At 59.6% G+C, this 20,966-nt stretch carries 18 protein-coding genes; 8 read left to right on the top strand and 10 right to left on the bottom strand.

Features of this window, described 5'->3' with window-relative positions; all coding sequences use genetic code 11:
* Window positions 1–98: 98 nt before the first annotated feature.
* The gene (locus AMK00_RS26560; RefSeq protein WP_064812249.1) at window positions 99–1,124 is read right to left on the bottom strand and encodes a LacI family DNA-binding transcriptional regulator; all 1,026 of its coding nucleotides are present in this window, start codon (window positions 1,122–1,124) and stop codon (window positions 99–101) included.
* A 172-nt stretch (window positions 1,125–1,296) separates the two neighbouring features.
* Between AMK00_RS26560 and AMK00_RS26555 the strand changes: the two genes are divergently transcribed.
* The 6 genes from AMK00_RS26555 to AMK00_RS26530 all read left to right on the top strand — a co-directional run bounded on the left by AMK00_RS26555 (window position 1,297) and on the right by AMK00_RS26530 (window position 8,671).
* Complete coding sequence (locus AMK00_RS26555) at window positions 1,297–2,556, top strand: ABC transporter substrate-binding protein (RefSeq protein ID WP_064812248.1); 1,260 nt, start codon at window positions 1,297–1,299, stop codon at window positions 2,554–2,556.
* Window positions 2,557–2,616: 60 nt separating this feature from the next.
* A complete protein-coding gene (locus AMK00_RS26550) occupies window positions 2,617–3,498 on the top strand; it encodes a carbohydrate ABC transporter permease (RefSeq protein WP_003594698.1) in 882 nt (293 codons plus the stop codon).
* Complete coding sequence (locus tag AMK00_RS26545) at window positions 3,491–4,327, top strand: carbohydrate ABC transporter permease (protein WP_064812247.1); 837 nt, start codon at window positions 3,491–3,493, stop codon at window positions 4,325–4,327. The genes AMK00_RS26550 and AMK00_RS26545 overlap by 8 nt, the downstream gene beginning before the upstream one ends.
* 13 nt (window positions 4,328–4,340) lie before the next feature.
* Window positions 4,341–5,483 carry an ABC transporter ATP-binding protein gene (locus AMK00_RS26540; protein WP_064812246.1) on the top strand — a complete coding sequence of 381 codons (1,143 nt, stop codon included), beginning with the start codon at window positions 4,341–4,343 and terminating at the stop codon, window positions 5,481–5,483.
* 53 nt (window positions 5,484–5,536) lie between these two features.
* Window positions 5,537–6,898 carry a NosD domain-containing protein gene (locus AMK00_RS26535; protein ID WP_064812245.1) on the top strand — a complete coding sequence of 454 codons (1,362 nt, stop codon included), beginning with the start codon at window positions 5,537–5,539 and terminating at the stop codon, window positions 6,896–6,898.
* A gap of 111 nt (window positions 6,899–7,009) precedes the next feature.
* Window positions 7,010–8,671 (top strand): glycoside hydrolase family 32 protein, encoded by a 1,662-nt coding sequence (locus AMK00_RS26530; protein ID WP_064812244.1) that lies wholly within the window; start codon window positions 7,010–7,012, stop codon window positions 8,669–8,671.
* A gap of 78 nt (window positions 8,672–8,749) precedes the next feature.
* On the opposite strand, the gene AMK00_RS26525 is transcribed toward AMK00_RS26530, so the two are convergent.
* Window positions 8,750–9,157, bottom strand: a complete 408-nt coding sequence (locus AMK00_RS26525) for a carboxymuconolactone decarboxylase family protein (protein WP_064812243.1) — start codon at window positions 9,155–9,157, stop codon at window positions 8,750–8,752.
* A gap of 298 nt (window positions 9,158–9,455) precedes the next feature.
* On the opposite strand from AMK00_RS26525, the gene AMK00_RS26520 reads away from it, so the two are divergent.
* Window positions 9,456–10,385, top strand: coding sequence for a TauD/TfdA dioxygenase family protein (locus AMK00_RS26520; RefSeq protein WP_064812242.1), 930 nt, complete (start codon window positions 9,456–9,458; stop codon window positions 10,383–10,385).
* 82 nt (window positions 10,386–10,467) lie between these two features.
* Here the strand turns inward: AMK00_RS26520 and aspA are convergent, their stop codons facing one another.
* The 4 genes from aspA to AMK00_RS26500 form a co-directional block, all read right to left on the bottom strand.
* The gene (gene aspA, locus AMK00_RS26515) at window positions 10,468–11,895 is read right to left on the bottom strand and encodes an aspartate ammonia-lyase (protein WP_064812241.1); all 1,428 of its coding nucleotides are present in this window, start codon (window positions 11,893–11,895) and stop codon (window positions 10,468–10,470) included.
* A gap of 100 nt (window positions 11,896–11,995) precedes the next feature.
* Entirely contained in the window at window positions 11,996–13,099 is a 1,104-nt protein-coding gene (locus tag AMK00_RS26510) for an asparaginase (protein ID WP_064812240.1), read from the bottom strand.
* 65 nt (window positions 13,100–13,164) lie between these two features.
* Complete coding sequence (locus tag AMK00_RS26505; RefSeq protein WP_064812239.1) at window positions 13,165–14,637, bottom strand: amino acid permease; 1,473 nt, start codon at window positions 14,635–14,637, stop codon at window positions 13,165–13,167.
* Window positions 14,638–14,871: 234 nt separating this feature from the next.
* On the bottom strand, window positions 14,872–15,792 hold the full coding sequence (locus AMK00_RS26500; protein WP_123876255.1) for an AraC family transcriptional regulator: 921 nt from the start codon (window positions 15,790–15,792) through the stop codon (window positions 14,872–14,874).
* Window positions 15,793–15,855: 63 nt separating this feature from the next.
* Between AMK00_RS26500 and AMK00_RS26495 the strand changes: the two genes are divergently transcribed.
* Window positions 15,856–16,590, top strand: coding sequence for an SDR family oxidoreductase (locus AMK00_RS26495; protein WP_064812238.1), 735 nt, complete (start codon window positions 15,856–15,858; stop codon window positions 16,588–16,590).
* A 39-nt stretch (window positions 16,591–16,629) separates the two neighbouring features.
* Here AMK00_RS26495 and AMK00_RS26490 read toward each other — a convergent pair whose 3' ends face one another.
* The 4 genes from AMK00_RS26490 to AMK00_RS26475 all read right to left on the bottom strand — a co-directional run bounded on the left by AMK00_RS26490 (window position 16,630) and on the right by AMK00_RS26475 (window position 20,935).
* The gene (locus tag AMK00_RS26490; protein WP_064808645.1) at window positions 16,630–17,337 is read right to left on the bottom strand and encodes a FadR/GntR family transcriptional regulator; all 708 of its coding nucleotides are present in this window, start codon (window positions 17,335–17,337) and stop codon (window positions 16,630–16,632) included.
* A 66-nt stretch (window positions 17,338–17,403) separates the two neighbouring features.
* Entirely contained in the window at window positions 17,404–18,105 is a 702-nt protein-coding gene (locus AMK00_RS26485; RefSeq protein WP_064808644.1) for a FadR/GntR family transcriptional regulator, read from the bottom strand.
* Window positions 18,106–18,201: 96 nt separating this feature from the next.
* Window positions 18,202–19,023 (bottom strand): bifunctional allantoicase/(S)-ureidoglycine aminohydrolase, encoded by an 822-nt coding sequence (locus tag AMK00_RS26480; protein ID WP_064808642.1) that lies wholly within the window; start codon window positions 19,021–19,023, stop codon window positions 18,202–18,204.
* Window positions 19,024–19,078: 55 nt separating this feature from the next.
* Window positions 19,079–20,935, bottom strand: a complete 1,857-nt coding sequence (locus tag AMK00_RS26475) for an ABC transporter ATP-binding protein (RefSeq protein WP_064812237.1) — start codon at window positions 20,933–20,935, stop codon at window positions 19,079–19,081.
* Window positions 20,936–20,966: the final 31 nt, after the last annotated feature.

The raw sequence follows: 20,966 nt of genomic DNA, 5'->3' as shown, positions 1-20,966 counted from the left end.
CACCCGTTTCTCCACTCCACTCCACCACCACCGTTCAGCTGTGGCAACGCTCAAATCAGACGTAATCACTCGAGGCAGGCAGGAGAGAATCTCGACGCCTAATGAGGGTTAAAGGCGACAGAGCTACGTTCAACCAGCTTGCAAGAGACAACCCGACTGCCCGGATAAATCTTCTCGCCCGCTATCAAATCGTTCAGCCACGTCGCACCCTCTCGGCCGAGATCGTAGTATGGCAATGCCGCTGTGGTCAGCTCTGGCTTCAGCGCCATGGTGACTGTTCGAAAATCGTCAAAGCCGACGATGCTGACGTCTTGTGGAATCCGCAATCCCAGTGCCATGGCGGCAATGTAGATTTGAATTGCCATTTCGTCGTTGCCGCTCATGATCGCGGTCGGACGACCGTCTTGTTTGAGCATTTCTGTCGCTGCCGCAAAGACATAGTTGTTTTCTGCCCCAACAGGTCCTTCCATGCCAAGGCTGATCGAGAGGTCGTTCTCCGGGAGACCGAATTCGCTTGTCGTCCGGCGAAATGCATCCAGACGCAGTTCGGCTCCCAATAGAATCGGATTGAGCCGGATGTAACCGATTCTGCGATGGCCCCGTTCAAGGAGGTACCGGGTAAGATCTCGCGCCCCCTGATAATCATCGGGCTCGATGGACGGCAGGAGCTCCCTTGTTTGCGGCCGGCAATTTATCATCACTGTCGGGATGCTGACATCGCCCGTCTCCGGATCCACAATGCGGCGGTACATGGTGACATACAGGACTCCATCGATGCGATGAGACTGGAACATTTTCCAGATTTCCACCTCTCGCTCGAAAGACCCCCCGGTGTTGGCGATCAGGATGGTTTTCCCGTTCGCATTGGCCCAATCCTGAATTCCGCGGACAATATCGACCGAATAAGGCGTCGTGGAAACATAATCGGTGATAATCCCAAAGGTGTTGGAACGGCTGGATCGGATGAGGCGCGCCGCCATATTCGGGATATAGCCGAGATCGCGAATAGCCTTTTCCACCCTCTCCCGGGTTTCCTCAGTCACGTAGGGCTCGCCATTGATGACGCGAGAGACTGTTTTATTCGAAACCCCGGCCGCTTTTGCGACGCTGACGATGCTCACCATGTCCACCAATTCTCCTGATGCGGGTCTGTTGTAAACCACACGCATGACAACGTCGACATATTTTTCTGACAACGTCGACAATCGCGATTGACAACGTCGTCATAGCGCGCCTATGGTCCCGGTAATGGAACAGCCTGAGGCAAGTGCTTCCGGCGGAACAAGGGAGGAATTCATGAAGAAACTGCTTGGCGCCAGCGCGCTCGCGCTCGTTTGCATTGCGGCCTCCGCCAAGGCCGAAACCATCAATATCCTCGTGGAAGGCGGCGGCGAAATGCTGCAGAAGGCAGCCGCAGAGAAGTTCACCGCGGAGACCGGCATCAAGGTGGACTTCACCGTCGTTCCCTATCAGGGCGTCTTCGACAAGTTTTCGGCCGAAATCGCCTCCGGCTCATCGGCCTTCGATGTGGTAACGATCGACGTCGTGTGGAACGCGAAATTCGCAAGCCATGTCGAAGACCTCGCGCCGCTCTTCACCGATGCGGTTCGCAAGGACCTGCCGCCTGCCTTGCTTGCCGACGCGAAGATCGGTGACAAGCTGATCGGCATGCCTGCCTGGGCCAATGCCGAAATTGTTTTTTATCGCAAGGACCTCTTCGACAAGCCGGAGGAACAGAAAGCGTTCCAGGCAAAATATGGTTATCCCCTCGCCCCGCCAAAGACTTGGGAGCAATGGCGCGACATCGCAACATTCTTCACCCGAGACACAGATGGTGACGGCAAGACCGACTTTTGGGGCACCGACACCATCGGCAGCTTCTCCGAAGAATGGATGGCGCATGTGCTTCAGGCGGGCTCGCCAGGTGTGATCCTCGACAAGGATGGGAAGGTGATCATCGACAACGAAGCGCATAGGAAGGCGCTCGAATTCTACATCGCGCCACACTGCGTCGATCATTCCGTGCCCGAAAACGTGAACGAGATCGGCTGGGGCGAGGCTCAGAACCTGTTCTATCAAGGCAAGACGGCGATGATGAAATTCTGGGCGCACGCCTACAAGATGACGCCCGCTGATTCCAAAGTCAGCGGAAAGGTCGGCGTCGTCCCGATGCTGGCCGGTGATGCCGGAATCGCGGCAATTCCGGGTCCTTGGTACAATGTCGTTCCGTCGACCTCCCAACACAAGGACGCGGCCAAGAAGTTCATAGCCTTCGCGATCGCCAACAATGCCCTCGGTATCGAAGCGCCGCTTGGATTGGCTGCGACGAACTCGGCCTATAACGGCTATGCAAGCAAGCCCGGTTATGAGCATTTCACGCCGCTGCTTGAGACGTTGGGTGCTCCTGCGACGCAAGGCCGTCCAATGAACGAAAAATATCAGGAAATTGTCGACGAAGCGGTTCTTCCAGCCGTGCAGCAGGCCCTGACGTGCAAATCGGATGTCGGCAAGGTCCTGACGGACGCCAAGGAAACGATCGAAGACATCCTCGACTAGTCCCTCGGCGGCGAGGAGGACGGGTGGTCCTCCTCGCATCATCAGCTTTCGGAGAGCGCCATGTCGGGTGAAGACCGATTCGTGCTGTGCATGCTTGCGCCAGCCCTCGCCATCCTTGGCTTGCTGGTCGCATACCCGGTAGGGCTTCTGGTGTTCGACTCCTTTTTTAAGGTCGACACCATTACTCCCCACATACGAGAGTGGATCGGGCTCAAGAACTATATCGACGCGCTAACCTCGAAGCGCGTCGCCGAAAGCGCATTCAGAACAATCCAGTATTCGATCTTTGCGCTGTTCTTCGAATTTACCTTCGGTTTCTGCGCCGCTCTGCTGTTTTCGGCGCTCCCCGGTCAGTCGCGCTGGCACCGCACGATCTTCACGCTGCCATTGATGGTGCCGCCCATTGTCGCCGGCCTCTTGTGGCGCTTTCTCCTGGTCGGGAACATCGGCATCTTGAATTATGGGCTCGTCCATCTGGGCGTCATCAGCGACCCCGATGCGATTGCCTGGTTGTCCGACGAAGATATCGTCATCTATTCCGTCTCTTTCGCCGATATCTGGCTGACGACATCCTTTGTCGCCCTCGTCTCCTATGCCGGATTGACAAACATTCCCAAGGACCTGCTCGAGGCGGCGCGGATCGACGGCGCGAACGCTTTCAAGCGCTTCTGGCATGTCACGCTGCCGCTGATGCGCCCGGTGATCGCCGTCGTCGTCATCGTGCGTGGGGTGGATGCGGCCAAGACCTTCGACCTCATCTGGATCCAGACGCAAGGTGGCCCCAACCACGCTTCCGAAGTGTTTTCGATGAACATCTATCAGCGCATGGTGCGCTTCGGCGATCTCGGCGAGGCCTCGGCCTCCGGCACGCTGTTTCTGATCGTCATGATGCTTCTGGCCGCCGCTGCCTATTGGAAGATATGGAGGCCGGTCCATGCGTAGTGCGCGCCGCCTCAATCTCAACGGCATCGTAATCAAGGCCGCCGCGCTCGTCCTCGTCCTGTCCTATGCGCTGCCTTACGTCTATCTGCTCATGACGTCGATCAAGCCAGCAGCGGATGTCCAGCAGATTCCCCCGAGCTTCTTTCCCGTGGTGATCTCATTCGAGAATTTTCGCGATGTCCTGCAATCATCGACCCTGCCGCGGGCCTTCGCAAGTTCGCTGATGGTGGCAGTGCTGACAACCATCCTTTCCCTGGCTGTGGCGGTTCCGGCCGCTTATGTCGCGACCCACTATCGGCGCCGGATCACCACCCTGTTCCTGCTTTTCGCGCTGGTCACGCGCATGGTGCCCTCGGTGTCGCTCGGCGTGCCATTGTTCCAGCTTCTGAAGTCGCTCGGTTTGCTGGATACCGTTCCCGGTCTGGTGCTCGCCCACACATCAGCCGCGGTACCTCTTGCGCTTCTTCTCATGGCAGCCTTCTTCGAAGGCGTTCCGAAGGATCTGGAAGAGGCGGCGCGCATGGACGGATGCACCCGTTTTCAGGCCTTTCTGAAGGTTATTCTTCCGATCATGACGGGCGGAATCGCCGTCACCGCGCTCTTTACCTTCATCACGAGCTGGAACGAGTTCCTTTACGCACTGCTACTGACGTCAGAGGCGACCAAAACGGCACCGATCGTCATTGCCGAATACAACTCAGTCTATGGCCTTGCCTGGGGAGCGATGACGGCTGCGGCCGTGCTCTATTCACTGCCCGTCATCATCGTAACGCTTGCACTTCAAAAGCAGATCGTCGGCGGCCTGACTTTCGGCGCTGTAAAAGGATGAGGGAGGCGGAGATATGGCCGGTATAGAACTACGCAACGTCAACAAGATCTACGGCAACAGCTTTCATGCGCTGCATGACCTGAGTTTCAACATCAGGGATGGTGAGTTCATGGTGTTTGTCGGTCCCTCGGGTTGTGGGAAATCGACGGCGCTTCGGATGATCGCCGGCCTTGAGAGCATTTCGAGCGGCGAACTCAGGATCGGGGACAGGGTCGTCAACGATGTCGATCCCAAGGATCGCGACATCGCCATGGTCTTTCAATCCTACGCGCTGTACCCGCACAAGACCGTGCGCGAAAACATCGCCTTTCCACTGCTGATGGCAGGGTTGCCGAAATCCGACATTGCCAGCCGCGTGGACGAGGCCGCGCGCATCCTCGAACTGACGGCCCTGCTCGACCGCAAACCGGCGCTGCTCTCGGGCGGCCAGCGGCAGCGCGTCGCCATGGGTCGGGCGATCGTCCGTCAGCCGTCGGCCTTCCTGATGGATGAACCGCTGTCCAATCTCGATGCAAAACTGCGTGTGCAGATGCGCGCCGAGATTGCCAGCCTCCAGAGAAAACTCAACGTCACCACGATCTACGTCACTCACGATCAGGTTGAGGCAATGACGATGGGTGACCGTGTCGCTGTCATGAAAGGCGGTGTGCTGCAGCAAGTCGACACACCGCAAAACCTGTACAGTCGCCCTGACAACGTCTTTGTTGCGGCTTTTATCGGATCGCCATCGATGAACTTGTACGAGGCCGTTCTGAATGGAAGGACGGTGGTCCTGGGCAGCAACAGTTTCGAAATTCCTGACCGGGTTTTCGAATGCCGGCCCTCGCTCAACGGTGCGTCTCACCGTCAAATCCTCCTCGGCATCCGGCCGGAGCATATGAACGACGCGGCAATCCGGCCTTCTTCGGCCGAGATCTCGGCCCCGGTCACTCTTGTTGAGGCGCTGGGTTCTGAATCCATGGTGCATCTGAATATCGATGCACCTTGGGTGGATGCTGGCGACCCGGACGCCATCGCCGACATCGGCGACGAAAAAGCTGCGGTAGCCCGTTTTTCCCCAAAGAGCACAGTGCGAGCAGGTGACATCGCGCGCATCGCTGTCGATGCCGAAGAACTTCACTTCTTTGACCCGGGCACCCGCACCAGCATCTGGTGATGGCACAGCCAAAAGAAACAAGATTAACCCTCGCTGTCCGAGGAGACATGACAATGCTCAGCGAAAATTGTTACGACGTCACCAAGTATCCAACAGGCAACCCTCGTGAGGATATTGGCGCCGTCATCAATAGCATCATTGCCGATATCAAGAACAGGCAAGCGGTGGTCGATGCCAATGACGGCGGAAAACCTGGATCGGTTATCTATATACCGCCGGGCGATTATCGTCTTGTCACTCAAGTCGTTATAGACGTGAGCTATCTGAAAATCGTTGGCTCTGGGCATGGTTTTACATCGTCGAGCATCCGCTTCAACACACCCGCAGGCGAGTTGGCCCACTGGCACGAAGTGTGGCCGGGCGGAAGTCGAATCCTTGTGGACACGTCTCCAGAGGCCGCAGACGGTGAGGCTGCCGGTGCCGCGTTTTATGTCAAGCGCAGTGGAAATCCTCGGATAAGCTCTGTGGAGTTTGCTGACTTTTGCATCGATGGCTTGCACTTCATCGATGATGGTTCGGGGCAAGACGACCCAGAAAACACATACAGGAATGGCAAAACGGGAATCTATGTAGGCAGCGCCAATGACTCATTCCGAATAACCGGAATGGGCCTTATCTATCTGGAGCATGGAGTTACTGTTCATGATGCAGATGCGCTCGCGATAGATAACAATTTCATCGCAGAGTGCGGCAACTGTATCGAACTGAAAGGTATGGGGCAGGCCTCAAGAATAGCAAATAATTTTGTCGGCGCCGGATATAGGGGACACTCAATTTACGCCGAGAATTACGCCGGCATTCTGGTATCCTCGAACAACGTATTTCCTCGAGGAGCAAGCAGTGTCCATTTCTCCGGCGTGGTGCGTTCCTCGGTCACAGGAAATAGGTTCCATTCCTTTTATCCGGGAATGTTGGTTTTTGCTGCTAATTGCTGCGAGAATTTGGTCTCCTCAAATCACTTTCTGCGAGACCGCGAGCCATGGGCGCCGATGCAGAAGTACGACAATGGGTTGGATGATCTGTTCGGGCTATTGCAGATTGACGGCAGCAACAATTCGGTGATCGCGAACCATATTTCACACACCATAGACACTCAATATATCAGGCCTCCCGCAGCCAAACCCGTCATAATCAATGTAGTTTCCGGCAATGGAAACTACATAGCCAACAACCACATCGTGGCCACCACAGAAATACTTCAAAAAGACCGGAGCGATGCGCCAAACAGTGCCTGTTTTTCAACACAAGTGAGCGCATTGCTTTCAACCGGGAATTCGACATTGCTCGACATAACAACAGTGTTGGTGCAAAAGGCGTCCGTACGGAACACAGTCCTGGACTCCGGAAATGTCGAACAAGTGGTGATGGACAGAACGGCAAATGCATTCAGGGGCACTCCGGTCCCTGGGCAATAGACCGCAGCCGCCAGGCCTCTCCCGCCGGTCGTGGGACCACAAGTCCTCTTCCCGAGAACAACTTGGGCCAGTCTTCGCACTGGCCGTTCTTCACTCAGATTGCATCTTCAAATGGCTAAAGCGACTGTCTATTTTGCTTCGGGCGAGCGTCTGGAATTCTGGGCAGTTGGCCCTGGGACCGTCACCATTTCACAACATGGTCAGACCCTCTGGCATGTGCCCGCTTTCGAAGCTCGTCCATCATACTATTCCTATCACCACCGCGAGGCCGGCAGCGTCGTCGTTGAATGGGATCGCCGGGAAGCATTCCTTTGGGCTTACTCCTACGATCCGGCAACTGTTGCGGAGGCCGGCATAAAGCTATGGGAACTCAGCACGGATGAAATTCTCATTCGCGCAGGAAAGGAAATTGACACATGGCTGCGAAGCGATCCTCAGCGGCCTCGAATTCATTTTTCTCCTTGTCGCAACTGGATGAACGATCCCGTGGGTCTCTGCAGGATCGGCGATTGCTGGCACGTGTTTTATCAATTCCATCCGTGCGGCGGCGACTGGGGGCCAATGCACTGGGGACATGCTACCAGTCCTGACCTGTTCAACTGGACACACATGCCGGTTTTTCTCCATCCGGAGCAGAACCTCTGGCGTCTCGGTGCAACCGGAGGCGCATTCTCCGGCAATGCATTTCAGGATAGGGATGGCAGCCTGATGTTCTTCTACACGGAACGCCTGCCGGCCTATGACCTTTTCAAAGGTTATCGAGAAATACAGAAGATCGCCCGGCCGGACCGGCGGATGATCAAGGCGGAAAGCATCTCGGCGGTGCTCGAGCAGCGCCCCGAAGGCGTTGAGCACGACTTTCGCGATCCAAAGGTATGGTGGGATGAAGCCTCCCGCGCCTATCGCATGGTGCTCGGCGCTTCTATTCATGGCGACCCGGCAGTCTTGCTTTACGGTTCGGAGGATCTGCTTGAGTGGAAATACCTGGGACCGCTGTACCGTGCACCACCCTTCTTCCGCGAGCAGGGCGCCAGAGCAGTTGAATGCCCCGACTTTTTTCCCCTCGACGGCAAATGGGTGCTGATCATGGGGCTTGTCGGACACTGTGATCCTGACAGCGGGCGACACAACCTGCTCTACGGGCTCCTCGGAGATTTCGTCGATGACCGCTTCATTCCGGACTCCGATGCCCTGCAACTCCTCGATTTCGGCAGCGACTTTTATGCGATGCAGAGCTTCGCGACGGGTGGCAGGCAGATTGCCTTTGCGTGGCTCTTCAATTGGGAGTTCCGCAAGCCTGCCGGATCGCCGTATTCCGGCGAGTTGTCCTTACCCCGCCAGCTATCGCTGGATGCGCGCAACAGGATATGTATGAGACCCGCTGACGAAGTGGAGCAGGCCCTCACTCATGCGCCTCTGTCTTCCGCAGAGCCCGGCACATATGTTCTGGACGAAGCATCCGTCGATATCCGACTGAACGGGATGCTCGACGGAACAAGGATCACTGCGACCGAAGCTGGACGATTGTCATTTTCCATCGTGGTGGCAGATCAAAGTATCTCCGTGCAGCTGCCACAAGACGACGGATCGATCCGTTACGCCGCGGCCATTACCGATGCGACGGATCTGAGAGTCATCCACGACAAGGGCATCTTAGAGATTTTTGCTGACGGAGGAGCCGTCTGCGGCACGCGGCGCAACTATCTCAACGTCAGACCGGACGATCTTGTTATCCTGTCAAAGGCACATGTGAGTGTTTTCAGCCGGGAGTAATCGTATCGTGCTGAAGGCGCTCTAAGAGGCAGATTCTGTATGTCGATGCCGTAGCCGCGAAGTTACGCGCGTCGTTTCCTACCCCACCTCGAATTCCGGATCTGTGGGAACCTGCATGGCGAGAGCGAGATGATTTGTCTGCGCGGCAAGCCCGATGATCGTCAGGAGTTCGCCATGTTGGGCATCGGTCATGCCGCGGGCTCGGGCGGCTGCGGTGTGGGATTGAATGCAGTACTGGCAGGCATTGGCCGTCGACACTGCGATGTAGATCATCTCCCGCGTCAACGGATCGATGGCGCCTTCGACCGTCATGACCGATTTGAGCGTCTCCCATACCCGCTTGAGATTGGCGGGATCGTTGGCAAGCGCACGCCAGAAATTGTTGATGAAATCGGTCTTGCGGGTCGCCCTGATGTCATCGAACACGGCTTGCACCGCCGGAATGGCCGCGGCCTCTTCATCCGACAGGAGTTTAATTGTTGCCATCGAAAGTTCCTTTCCGGGCGCCGACCAGGGCCTCAAGCATGATTTGTTCGGCGATCCCACACTGCCGGCGGAACATACGAAGAAATGACAACGGCTGCCAGCCTCCCTGCCGGTGAAGATATCGAAGATGGCTGTTTCAGGAAAACAGGCAAAATTAGAAATTATTGTCTACAGATTTAATAGATTATACGGTTCCATAGCCCTGTCGACTTCAGCACTGAGATTTCGAACGCCCAAAGGATGCGTCCTTGGGCGCATATGACCTGCCGACTTCTTCCAATATCAACAGGAGATTTCCATGAGCAATCCGGTTCTCGTCAATCAGATCATTTCCGAGTCCGATGTCGTCCCGCTAACCGGCCGTGTCGGAGCCGAAATCAAGGGTATCCGCCTTGGCGGCGATCTTTCGGATGCAACGGTGGCAGCCATCAACCAGCTTCTGCTGAAACACAAGGTCATCTTCTTCCGCGATCAGGGACATCTTGACGATTCCGAACAGGAAGTCTTCGCACGCAGACTCGGGGATCTTGTGCCTCATCCAACCCAGGGACCGGTCGCCGGCACGGCTTCCATCCTCAATCTCGATTCCAGCCGCGGCGGCGGCAGAGCGGACCAGTGGCACACCGACGTCACCTTCGTCGACGCCTATCCGAAATTCTCCGTCCTTCGCGGCGTCGTCATCCCGGCGGCCGGCGGCGACACGATCTGGTCCAACACCCATGCCGCCTATGAAAGCCTGCCGGCGCCGCTCAAATTGCTGGCGGACAATCTGTGGGCCATTCACAGCAACGCCTATGACTATGCTGCCGTGCGCCCTCGCGCCACCGCCGAAGAGAAGAAGCATTTCGAGGAGGTCTTCACCTCGACCATTTACGAGACCGAGCACCCGGTCGTGCGTGTCCATCCGGAAACCGGCGAAAGATCGCTGCTGCTCGGCAACTTCGTTCAGCGCCTGGTCGGCCTGTCGAAGAGCGACTCCGTAAAACTCTACGAGGTCTTCCAGTCCTACGTCACCGCCCCGGAAAATACCGTGCGCTGGCGCTGGAGAGCGGGGGATGTGGCGATCTGGGACAATCGCGCCACCCAGCACTATGCCGTCAACGATTATGGCGACCAGCACCGCGTCGTGCGCCGCGCCACGGTGGACGGCGATGTCCCCGTCAGCATCGACGGCCGCCGCAGTATTACGCACGTTAAGTCCGCCAAGCCGCAAGCTAAGGCTGCGTGATCGCGCACGTCAGTGTTGCCCGCCCATGAAGCGACAAGAGCTTCATGGGCCGGCCTTCGCAAGGGCAAACGAGCCGCATGCCTTACGAGAAGGAAAGCTTCTCGCTCGGCCGGGTCAGCGTTTCCGGGCGCAGGACCGCATCGAGATGCTCCTTCTGCATCAGACCGCGCTCGAGAAGGATTTCGTAAACCCCCCGCCCCGAATGATGCGCTTCCAGCGCAACTTCCGTGGCATTGCGATAGCCGATATAGGGGTTCAGCGCCGTCACGATGCCGATCGACTGCTCGACCGTCTGGCGCAGCCGATCACGGTTCGCAGTAATGTCCTGGATACAATTGGCTTCGAGCGTCAGGCATGCATTGGTCAGGTGGCTGAGGCTGCGGTAGAGACTGTAGAAAATCACGGGCTCGAAAGCATTCAACTGAAGCTGGCCGGCCTCGGCGGCCATGGTGATCGTCACGTCGTTGCCGATCACCTCGAAAGCGACCTGATTGACGACTTCGGGGATGACCGGGTTGACCTTGCCCGGCATGATCGAGGAACCGGCCTGCCGCGCCGGCAGGTTGATCTCGTTCAATCCGGCGCGCGGCCCCGAAGACAAAAGCCGCAGGTCGTTGCAGGTTTTGGACAGCTTGACCGCTACACGCTTGAGCACGCCCGAAAGCTGCACGAAGGATCCGCAATCCTGCGTCGCCTCCACCAGATCGGGCGACGTCACCAGATCGACGCCGACGATCTCAGACAGGCGCTCGCGCACCAGTGCGGCATAGTGGGGATGGGCGGTGATGCCGGTGCCGATAGCCGTGGCGCCGAGGTTGATCTCACGGATCAGCGAGACGGCTTCGGAGAGTCGCGCCTCGTCTTCCGCAAGCATCAGCGCATAGGTTCCGAATTCCTGCCCGAGCGTCATCGGCACGGCGTCCTGCAATTGGGTGCGGCCCATCTTGAGGACGTCGGCAAACTCGATCGCCTTGGCCTCGAACGCCCGGCGCAGGACGGCCATGGCGTCGACCAGTCGGTGAACGCCGATCCAGGCGGCAAGCTTCAGCGCCGTCGGATAGACGTCATTGGTGGACTGCGAGAGATTGACGTGCTCGTTCGGATGCAGGTGCCGGTAATCGCCCCGGTTATATCCCATGATTTCGAGCGCCCGGTTCGCAATCACCTCATTGGCGTTCATGTTGGTCGAGGTGCCGGCGCCGCCCTGGATCAGATCGACGACGAAGTGGTCGTGCAGCGCACCGTCGCGGATCTCGACACAGGCCGCGATGATGGCGTCGGCGCGTGTCCGATCGAGAAGGCCGAGGCTTGCATTGGCCTGAGCCGCCGCCTGCTTGATCGCAGCGAGCGACGCGATCAGGTCCGCCGATTCACGCAGGGTCTGACCGGTGATGGGAAAATTTTCGACCGCGCGCAGCGTATGCACGCCGTAATAGGCCGAGGCCGGCACGTCGCGGTCGCCGATCAGGTCATGCTCGACGCGGATTTTCGCAATATCGGAGATAGTCATTGCTGAACTTTCGAGAGACGGCGCTGCGGGCCTGAACTGCGGCGGCAGGCCGTAGAGATCATGGGTTAAGACGCGGCGGAAATTGCCGCATCCGAATGTGTCATCGGGTCAAAGCCGCAGGACTGGAATTCTCTCCGTCCGGCTTCGATCCGCGCAGCTTGAACGGAAAGGATACGCCGCCCGTCGTGACACCCATCGTGTTCACGCGCCTGGGATGATGAAACTCCGCAAGCGGATTGCGGCGTTCCGGCGAACCGATGCCAAGCTGCTCGAGGATTTCCGTCACGACGGCGTAGAGGATTTCGATGTTGCCATCCTCGATCTTGACCGAGATGCCGAGCGCTCCATCCGCCCCCAATCGCCTGGTATCATCCGAGGCGCGCAGACCGATTGCGTAGCTGGCGTCGGCGCCGAGCTTGCCGATGATCGCGCCGTCGAATACGCGCATCAAAACCGTGCAGTAACGCCCCTCGCCCGCGACCAGTTCAGGATGGCGCGCCATCGCTTGGAAAATGCGAGCCAACGCTGCGTCTCGCGTCGACAAATCCTCGCGCCCCTCGCCTCCGTCGGCTGCCGAAGCAAGCTTGGCGTAGAGGCGCGCCAGGCGATCCAACGGAAAAGCGGGCGTCGGCAGATTGCACCCGTCGATCCCCCATTCGACGTCCTGCGGGTCCAGATCGCAGAGCTCTGCGACCGTCCGCTTCACGACCAGCTGCATTGGATGACCCGGCAGGTGATAGTCGTCGGCGCCCGCTCCGATGGCCCGGGCACCGGCAATCATTCCGACGTGTTTTCCCGAACAGTTGCTGCAGACCGCCGTCGGCGTATAGTCCTGCTTGATCCAGGTGCGATTCACGCTTTCCGACAAGGACGGATGGCCGCCGCAACGAAGGTCGGCCTCCTCGGCCTGGATCTTCGACAGCATGGTCCGCGTCCGCGCGATATGGCGCTCTTCGCTGCTGTGGGAAGCGCACATCAGCGCGAGATCCGCATCATCGAAGCCGTAGCGCTCGAACCCATTCGTCTCGAGGATGGCAAGCGCCTGAGCCGGCTTCGCGGCAGACCGGGCAAGCGTCAGGCGCGTCGGGTTTCCCAGCGCGTAAAGCAGCCTGCCCCTTCCATCGACGACCGCCGCATGGACGAGGTGACGGTTCTCGACGATGCCGCCACGATCGGTGACGACGAAATCCTCATTCGGGATCATTTCTCTCTCCATTGATGCGGTGCCCCGGCGCCTTCGGCGCGCCGGAGTAAGCCCTGCTGCGTCGGTCAGGCCAGATCGAGACCGCCGCGGTCGTCGCCCTGTTCGGCCGCGATCATGTGGATGCGCTCCCGCATCAGAAGCCAGCCGACCACCAGCGCCGGAATGATCAGCAGCAGAGAAGCGACCGTATAGGTGCCGACAGGATAATCGAGGGCCATCAGGATCACGACGACCGCCAGGAAGCCCAGCGTCAGCACGCCGGTGTAAGGCGCGCCGAACATCCGGAATTCAGGCCGCGCCAGCTTGCCCTGACGTGACAGGTGCCACAGCTTGAGCTGGCAGAGGACAATGACGCCCCATGCAGCGATGATGCCGAGCGCGGCGACATTCAAGCCGATCTCGAAAGCTTCTGCCGGAACGACGGCGTTCAGCACGACGCCGAAAGCTGTCACGACAGCCGTCACCGCAATGCCGCCATAGGGCACGCCAGAGCTGTTCATCTTCGCCAGCGCGGCCGGCGCCGAGCCCGAAATCGCCATGGAATGCAGGATGCGGCCGGTCGAATAGAGACCCGCATTGAGCGACGACAGCACCGCGGTCAGCACGACGAGGTTCATGACGACGTCGGCGCCCTGGACTCCGATCTTGCCGAAGAAGGTAACGAAGGGGCTCTCGCCGCCCTTATAGGCGGTATAGGGCAGCAGCAGCGACAGCAGCAGAACGGAGCCGACATAGAAGACCACCAGGCGCAGCACGACCGTCCGGATCGCGCGGGGCATGACCTTGCGCGCATTTTCGGTTTCGCCTGCGGCGGCGCCGATCAGTTCGATCGAGGCATAGGCGAAAACCACGCCTTGTATCACCACCAGCGCCGGCAGGATCCCGCTCGGAAACATGCCGCCGAAGTCGGTGATCGTATTCAGCCCCGGAACGTGGCCGTCGATCGGCGTGCCGGAGACGACGAAGTAAACTCCGACGATCAGGAAGACGACGAGAGCGAGAACCTTGACGAGGCTGAACCAGAATTCCAGCTCGCCGAAGACCTTCACCGACAGAAGGTTCATGGCGAGAACGAGAACCAGCGCCGTCAGCGCAAATACCCACTGATCGATCATGGCGATCCATGGGACATAGGCCTTGAAGAAATTCATATAGAGAGCCACCGCGGTGACATCGGCGACCGCCGTCATCGCCCAGGTCAGCCAGTACAGCCAGCCGACGGCAAAGGCGAGCTTTTCGCCGTAAAATTCACGGGCATAGGAGACGAACGAGCCCGAAGTCGGGCGATGCACGATCAGTTCGCCGAGAGCTCTCAGAACGAGGAAGGCGAAAAAGCCGCACAAAGCATAGACGAGCACGAGCGCCGGACCGGCCGCGGCAAGCCGACCGCCCGCGCCCAGAAACAGGCCCGTTCCGATGGCTCCGCCGATGGCGATCATTTGGATCTGCCGCGGCTTCAGCGCCTTTTTGTAACCGAGTTCCTCCTCGGCGAAGACCTGGCCGTCGGCCTCGGTTCTGGTGGATTCCATGACTGTCATTTCTCCTCCCTATCCTGGGTTTGGCAACCTCCCGGCCACTCCTCCGCGCAGTCGCGTCAAAGATGTCAATCTGCTATGCGGTCTGACAGGTTTGGATTAAATGAAGAGACGCCGGTCGGTCAAGGGCTTTCGTTCGATGTTGTGCATATAGGGACGCCGGTTGATCCAAAGGCAGCTGGGAGATGCCGGGGTTGATCCGGTACCCCGATCTCGCGGTATGAAAGAACCCGTTGGTCAGCGACCTTGTGACCGGGGAGTGTGACCAAAGGTCCGTTTGAAGGCGTGTCCGAAAGCGCTCTGAGAGAGATACCCGACTTCACTTGCAATGCGTGCGATGTCAGCCTCGGGCTCGCTCAGCCATTGCCTCGCCAAAAGCATTCTCCAATAGGTGAGATACTCTAGCGGCGGTCTGCCCACGCGGCGCGCGAAACGGGCCGAGAACGCCGATCGAGACATGCCAACCCTCGCCGCCAAGGTTGCGACAGTCCACGGGCGCTTTGTTTCACCGTGGATGACACGCAACGCTTCTCCAATCTGACGATCCGCCAGCGCACCGATCCAGCCAACGCAGGCGTCGCCCTGCTCGGCGACATAGGCACGGATTGCCTCGACGAACAGAACCTCCGCCAGCCTTGTCGTGACCAGTGAACCGCCGATGCGGTTCCGTCCGACCTCGCCATCGAGAAGCTCCAATGTCCGGGAAACTGCCGTCGCCGCGCCAGACGCGCCTCCGATAAGCAAGAAACGCGGAAGCGCGTCGAGAACAAAGTTGGCCTCGGCACTTGCGAACGTGATGCTACCGCCCATCAGAACCGTCTCATCACCGCCAAGACGGACGACGTCACGGCCGGATTCCGAGTACAAGGCTGCGCCGTCGATCGGCGTCAACTCCGGGTCGCTCGCCACGACATGGGCTGCGCTGCCGATCAGGAACACGTCGCCTTCGGTCAAATGCTGCGGAGGGTGGTCAGGCAAGAGAATCCAACATTTCCCCCGCAGGACGGCCACGAGCTTCAATCTTTCCTTCTCCGGGAAAGACAGGCTCCAGTCGCCGCTGGCTTCCAGACGGGTTCTTCCCCCGCTGCGTGCACCGAGAGCGGTGAGCACATCAGAAAGCGGATCTGAGCGATTCATGGACGATCGCGACATACTCATGGCCTATCGAGCATAGATCATCCAAGCCAGATTGACTACATCCAATTCAAAAGGAGACCAGCCATGACTATCGAAAACAAAGTTGTCGTCATAACCGGCGCGGGCAGCGGAATGGGACGCGCCACCGCCCTCCACTTGGCCGAACGGGGCGCTCGTGTCGTGTTGGGTGGACGAAGGGAAGATCGGATCGCGTCGGTGGCCGCGGATATCAAGGCCATTGGCGGCGATAGCGCATATCGCAGCACGGATGTCACCAAGCGAGAGGACCTCACCGCGCTCGTTGACCTGGCTTGCAGTGAATTCGGCCGGCTCGACGTCATCGTGAACAACGCCGGCATTGGCCCGTTATCGCGTTTCGATGCCCTGCAGGTAAATGAATGGGAAGAGACGATCGATATCAACGTGAAGGGGGTCCTTTATGGGATCGCCGCGGCGCTGCCGGTGTTCGGCAAGCAGCAGAGCGGCCATGTCATCACTGTCGTTTCGACCGCAGGGCTCCGGGTCCTGCCCAAGATGGGCGTCTATGCTGCCAGCAAGAATGCGGTACGCACGATCATGGAAGCGCTGCGGCAGGAGTCTGGACCAAATATCCGGGTGACGGAGATCTCACCGGGTGCGATCCAGACGGAATTCCTGAAAACGGTGGGGGACGAGGCCGAACAGGCGCGCCTTAGAGCATGGTCGGACAGAATTGCAATTCCTGCCGATTCCATTGCGCGCGCAATCGCCTTCGCCATCGACCAGCCTGATGACGTCGAAATCGGAAGCATCGTGGTTCGGCCAACCGCTCAGGACTAACAGTTGGGATTCAAGCCGTGATCTCTCGACAGACAGGATCTAGCGCGGTTCGCTGCCGATGAGACGGCTGACGGCCGTCTCCACCTTTTTAAGGTGGATTTCCATCGCGGCCCGGGCGTCGACCTCCGAGCCTGCGCGGATGGCTTCGACGATTGCGCGATGCTCATCGTTCGACTCCTGACGCCGCGGCCCGAGGACCGTCAGCAGCCCGGATTGCTGCGCCATGGCCTCGCGAACCTCGTCGACGATATCGCGGAAGACGGCGTTCTTCGACGCCGCCGCGATCAGCCCATGAAACTCCGAATCCAGCCGCACCCAGGCCTCGGTATTTTCTTCCTGCTCCATCTGGTCGCAAAGTCCGAGCAACCGGGATAGTTCGTCACCGCTTCGACGCATCGCCGCCCAGCCGGCGGCCGATACTTCGACGTAAGGCCGCGCCTCCATCAGATCACGCGCCGAATAATCGCCGTAACTAATATTTCCGTCGCCGGCAGCCGCGAGCACATATGTGCCGCTGCCCGTTCGTGTCTCCGTCAGCCCTAAAATCTGCAGCGAGCGCAGCGCTTCTCGGACAATCGGGCGGCTGACGCCGTATTTTGCCGCCAGCTTTGATTCTGACGGCAGCTTCGAACCGGCTGCAAAACGGCCGGAAAGGATGAGGCTGCGCAATTCCTCGAACACAAGTTCCGAGGCGCTTTTGCGACTGAGGGTCGCGGGATCGGACAGCCAGTTTTCTAGATCGTTCATCGCGTGTATTCGATCGGTCGCGCGCGATATCCTGGCGCAAATTTGAAATCATGCCTTCTCGGCCGCTCATCTGTCATCGGCAATCCCGATGATGGAGCGCTTGACCTCCAGCAGGTGCTCCGCCATGGCTGCGCGCGCATGCTGCTCGCTGCCCGCGGCAACCGCCTCCAGGATTCGGCGATGCTCCGCGTTGGACGCTTTGCGCCGGCCGCGAACATGCTCGACCAGTTCGGATTGCGTCGAGAGCGCGCCGCGAACATCAGCGACGACTTTCCGGAAGATCGCATTGCCTGAAGCCTCCGCGATTTCTCCATGAAAGACTGCATCCATCCGCACCCATTTCTGGACATCTTCCTCCTCGTCCATCCGGTCGCACAAGGATGTCAGCCGGGTCAGCTGCTCGTCCGAGCGCCGCAATGCCGCCCAACCGGCAGCCGGAATTTCGATGCAAGGGCGCGCTTCCATCAGATCGCGGGCGGAATAGGCGCCGCCGCCGAGTTGTCGTGCGGGGCTTTCCGAAACGACGAAGGTGCCGCGGCCGGTCCTGGTCTGCGTGAACCCCAGCGTCTGCAGCGAACGCAACGCTTCACGCACGATCGCCCGGCTGATGCCGTAACGTTCGGCGAGCTGCACCTCCGAGGGCAGACGGATCCCGAGCGCCAGTTTCCGATCGACGATGGCCGTGCGGATATCTTCGAAGACCGCTTCGGCAGCGTTTCTTCGGCCTATCTCTTTCTTCTCCGAGAGCCATGAATCCATATCCCGCATCGAAGGACGATGCGGGCAATCCCGAGAGCTGTCAAGCAACCGAACAGGCTGATCGGGAGCGGGCCGCCCGCGTGCGGCACGCGTCGCGGAAAGCGACTACCAGAGCTTCATATGGCGGTTGACGTCCTTGTAGAGCAGGTAGCGGAACCGGCCGGGACCGCCGGCGTAGCAGGCCTGCGGGCAGAAGGCGCGCAGCCACATGAAGTCGCCGGCCTCGACCTCGACCCAATCCTGGTTCAGGCGATAGACCGCCTTGCCCTCCAGCACATAGAGACCATGCTCCATGACATGGGTTTCCATGAAGGGGATCACCGCACCCGGCTCCAGCGTCACGATATTGACGTGCATGTCATAGCGCACATCGGCCGGGTCAATGAAGCGTGTCGTGCCCCAGCGCCCGTCGGTGTCGGGCATGGCGCGGATCGGATGGTCGTCCTCATGCGTGACAATCGCCGGCGGCGGCTCCAGTCCCTCGACTTCCTGAAACGCCTTTCGGACCCAGTGGAAGATGGCAGGGGCCGAACCATCGTTTCTGAGGCGCCAGGCCGAACCCGCCGGAATGTAAACAAAGGAGCCGGCGCGCAGCGCATGACTGACGCCTTCGAGCTCGACCGTCATGCCGCCTTCAACGACAAACAGCACCGCTTCGGCCCGCTTGTCGGGTTCCGGCCGATCGCTTCCGCCGCCCGGCTGAACTTCCATGACATATTGCGAGAAGGTCTCGGAGAAGCCCGAAAGCGGCCGGGAGAGAACCCATGCCCGCGTTCCCGTCCAATGCGGAAGGAGGCTCGTGACAATATCGCTCATGACACCGCGGGGGATGACCGCGTAAGCCGTGGTGAAAACGGCCCGGCCCGAAAGCAGCTGACTCTGCGGCGGCAGACCGCCGAGCGTGGAAAAATACTCTGTCTTGTTCATCGGTGCGGCTTTCCAAGCATTTGTCTCTGCATCTGCTTTATGCGCCGCTGATCCGTTAGGCAACTCCCAGCCCGGAGGAGCGATCGGCCATAACCAGATGGCCCGGCCCGACCTCGCGATAGGAGGCTTTCGGAGGGGCATAGTCGATCGGGCGCATCGGGCTCTTGATCTCGTCGTTCGCCACCATGCGCTTTTCGTGGCGGCGGTCGGGATCGGGCACCGGCACGGCGGCGATGAGTTTCTTCGTATAAGGGTGCTGCGGATTTTCGAAGATGGCGGCGCGCGGGCCGATCTCGACGATCTCGCCGAGATACATCACCGCCACGCGGTGGCTGACACGCTCGACCACCGCCATGTCATGGGAGATGAACAGGAAGGCGAGGTTGAGGCTCTGCTGCAGGTCGAGCATCAGGTTGATGACCTGCGCCTTGATCGAGACGTCGAGCGCCGAAACGCTTTCGTCGGCAACGATGACCTTCGGTTGCAGGGCGAGCGCCCGGGCGATGCAGATGCGCTGGCGCTGGCCGCCGGAAAATTCATGCGGGTAACGCGAAGCCATGTCGGGGGAGAGGCCGACCTTGACAAGCAAGTCCGCCACGACATCCCTCGCCTGTTTCGCATTGCCCATACGGTGCTCGAGATAGGGCTCGGCGATCGCAGCGCCAATCGTCATGCGCGGATTGAGGCTTGCGAAGGGATCCTGGAAGATCATCTGCACGGATTTGCGCATCTCGCGCAGATCCTTCCTGTCGAGGCCGAGCACCTCCCTGCGCTCGACGAGAACGGAGCCGGCCTGCGGCTCGATGAGACGCATGATGGCGCGCCCGGTCGTCGACTTGCCGCAGCCGGATTCACCGACGAGCGACAGGGTTTCTCCGGCATGCAGATCGAAGGAGACGTTTTCGACAGCATGCACGCGGCTGGTCAGCCGGCCGAACAGGCCGGAATGAATGTCGAATCGCTTGGTGAGGTTCCTCACCTGCAAGACCGGCGTTGCGGCGACGGTATCGGCAGCCTCGGCCGGTATGTTCGATTCGCCCGTCGCGGTATTGACCACCGGAAAACGCAGCGGCCGCCGCCGGCCCTGCATCGAGCCGAGTACCGGCACGGCCGAGAGCAGCGCCCTGGTATATGGATGTTTGCCGCGATGGAAGATATCGGCGGTGGGCCCGCTCTCGACCTGTTCGCCGCGATACATCACCACCGTCCTGTCTGCGATCTCGGCGACGACGCCCATGTCATGGGTGATGAAGAGCACCGAGGTCCCCTCCTCTTCCTGCAGCATCTTGATGAGATCGAGGATCTGGCCCTGGATCGTCACGTCGAGCGCCGTTGTCGGCTCGTCGGCGATCAGCAGTTTCGGCCGGCTGGCGAGCGCCATGGCGATCATCACGCGCTGGCGCATACCGCCGGAAAAACGATGCGGATATTCGTCGAAGCGCGAGGCGGCCGAGGGGATGCGGACTTTCTCCAGGAGCCTGATCGTTTCGGCCCTGGCGTCGGCCCGGCTCATATCGGAATGGCAGAGCAGCGCTTCGGAGATCTGATCACCGATGGTGAAGAGCGGATTGAGCGAGGTCATCGGCTCCTGGAAGATCATCGCCACTTCGTTGCCGCGCACCTGCCGCATGGCATGCTCCGGCAGGGAGAGCAGATCGCGGCCGCCGAGCATGACGCGGCCCTCGATGCGGCTCGTCTCCGCCTGCAACAGCCGCATGATCGACAGCGACGTCACGCTCTTGCCGGAGCCGGATTCGCCGACGATCGCCACGGTCTCACCGGGCGCGACGGTGAAGGAGACATCGCGCACGACCGGTTTCCAGGCGCCGTCGACCAGGAAGGACGTGGTCAGCCGGTCGACGGAAAGAACAGGGTTCAATGTCTCGATCGGCTGGGCTTGGGCGTTGGCCATGTCGGCTCCTCTTGCAGCGAATGAGAACGGC

This window comes from Rhizobium sp. N621 (genome assembly GCF_001664325.1).
GTDB lineage: Bacteria > Pseudomonadota > Alphaproteobacteria > Rhizobiales > Rhizobiaceae > Rhizobium > Rhizobium esperanzae.
This window is presented reverse-complemented; position numbering and strand designations above follow the sequence as displayed.

Coding starts and splice junctions, on each gene's coding strand:
- AMK00_RS26550 (WP_003594698.1), top strand. CDS start 2,617: ATGTCGGGTGAAGACCGATTCGTGCTGTGCATGCTTGCGCCAGCCCTC.
- AMK00_RS26505 (WP_064812239.1), bottom strand. CDS start 14,637: ATGACAGTCATGGAATCCACCAGAACCGAGGCCGACGGCCAGGTCTTC.
- AMK00_RS26545 (WP_064812247.1), top strand. CDS start 3,491: ATGCGTAGTGCGCGCCGCCTCAATCTCAACGGCATCGTAATCAAGGCC.
- AMK00_RS26555 (WP_064812248.1), top strand. CDS start 1,297: ATGAAGAAACTGCTTGGCGCCAGCGCGCTCGCGCTCGTTTGCATTGCG.
- AMK00_RS26490 (WP_064808645.1), bottom strand. CDS start 17,337: ATGAACGATCTAGAAAACTGGCTGTCCGATCCCGCGACCCTCAGTCGC.
- AMK00_RS26525 (WP_064812243.1), bottom strand. CDS start 9,157: ATGGCAACAATTAAACTCCTGTCGGATGAAGAGGCCGCGGCCATTCCG.
- AMK00_RS26535 (WP_064812245.1), top strand. CDS start 5,537: ATGCTCAGCGAAAATTGTTACGACGTCACCAAGTATCCAACAGGCAAC.
- AMK00_RS26495 (WP_064812238.1), top strand. CDS start 15,856: ATGACTATCGAAAACAAAGTTGTCGTCATAACCGGCGCGGGCAGCGGA.
- AMK00_RS26560 (WP_064812249.1), bottom strand. CDS start 1,124: ATGGTGAGCATCGTCAGCGTCGCAAAAGCGGCCGGGGTTTCGAATAAA.
- AMK00_RS26540 (WP_064812246.1), top strand. CDS start 4,341: ATGGCCGGTATAGAACTACGCAACGTCAACAAGATCTACGGCAACAGC.
- AMK00_RS26485 (WP_064808644.1), bottom strand. CDS start 18,105: ATGCGGGATATGGATTCATGGCTCTCGGAGAAGAAAGAGATAGGCCGA.
- AMK00_RS26475 (WP_064812237.1), bottom strand. CDS start 20,935: ATGGCCAACGCCCAAGCCCAGCCGATCGAGACATTGAACCCTGTTCTT.
- AMK00_RS26480 (WP_064808642.1), bottom strand. CDS start 19,023: ATGAACAAGACAGAGTATTTTTCCACGCTCGGCGGTCTGCCGCCGCAG.
- AMK00_RS26500 (WP_123876255.1), bottom strand. CDS start 15,792: ATGAGTATGTCGCGATCGTCCATGAATCGCTCAGATCCGCTTTCTGAT.
- AMK00_RS26530 (WP_064812244.1), top strand. CDS start 7,010: ATGGCTAAAGCGACTGTCTATTTTGCTTCGGGCGAGCGTCTGGAATTC.
- AMK00_RS26520 (WP_064812242.1), top strand. CDS start 9,456: ATGAGCAATCCGGTTCTCGTCAATCAGATCATTTCCGAGTCCGATGTC.
- aspA (WP_064812241.1), bottom strand. CDS start 11,895: ATGACTATCTCCGATATTGCGAAAATCCGCGTCGAGCATGACCTGATC.
- AMK00_RS26510 (WP_064812240.1), bottom strand. CDS start 13,099: ATGATCCCGAATGAGGATTTCGTCGTCACCGATCGTGGCGGCATCGTC.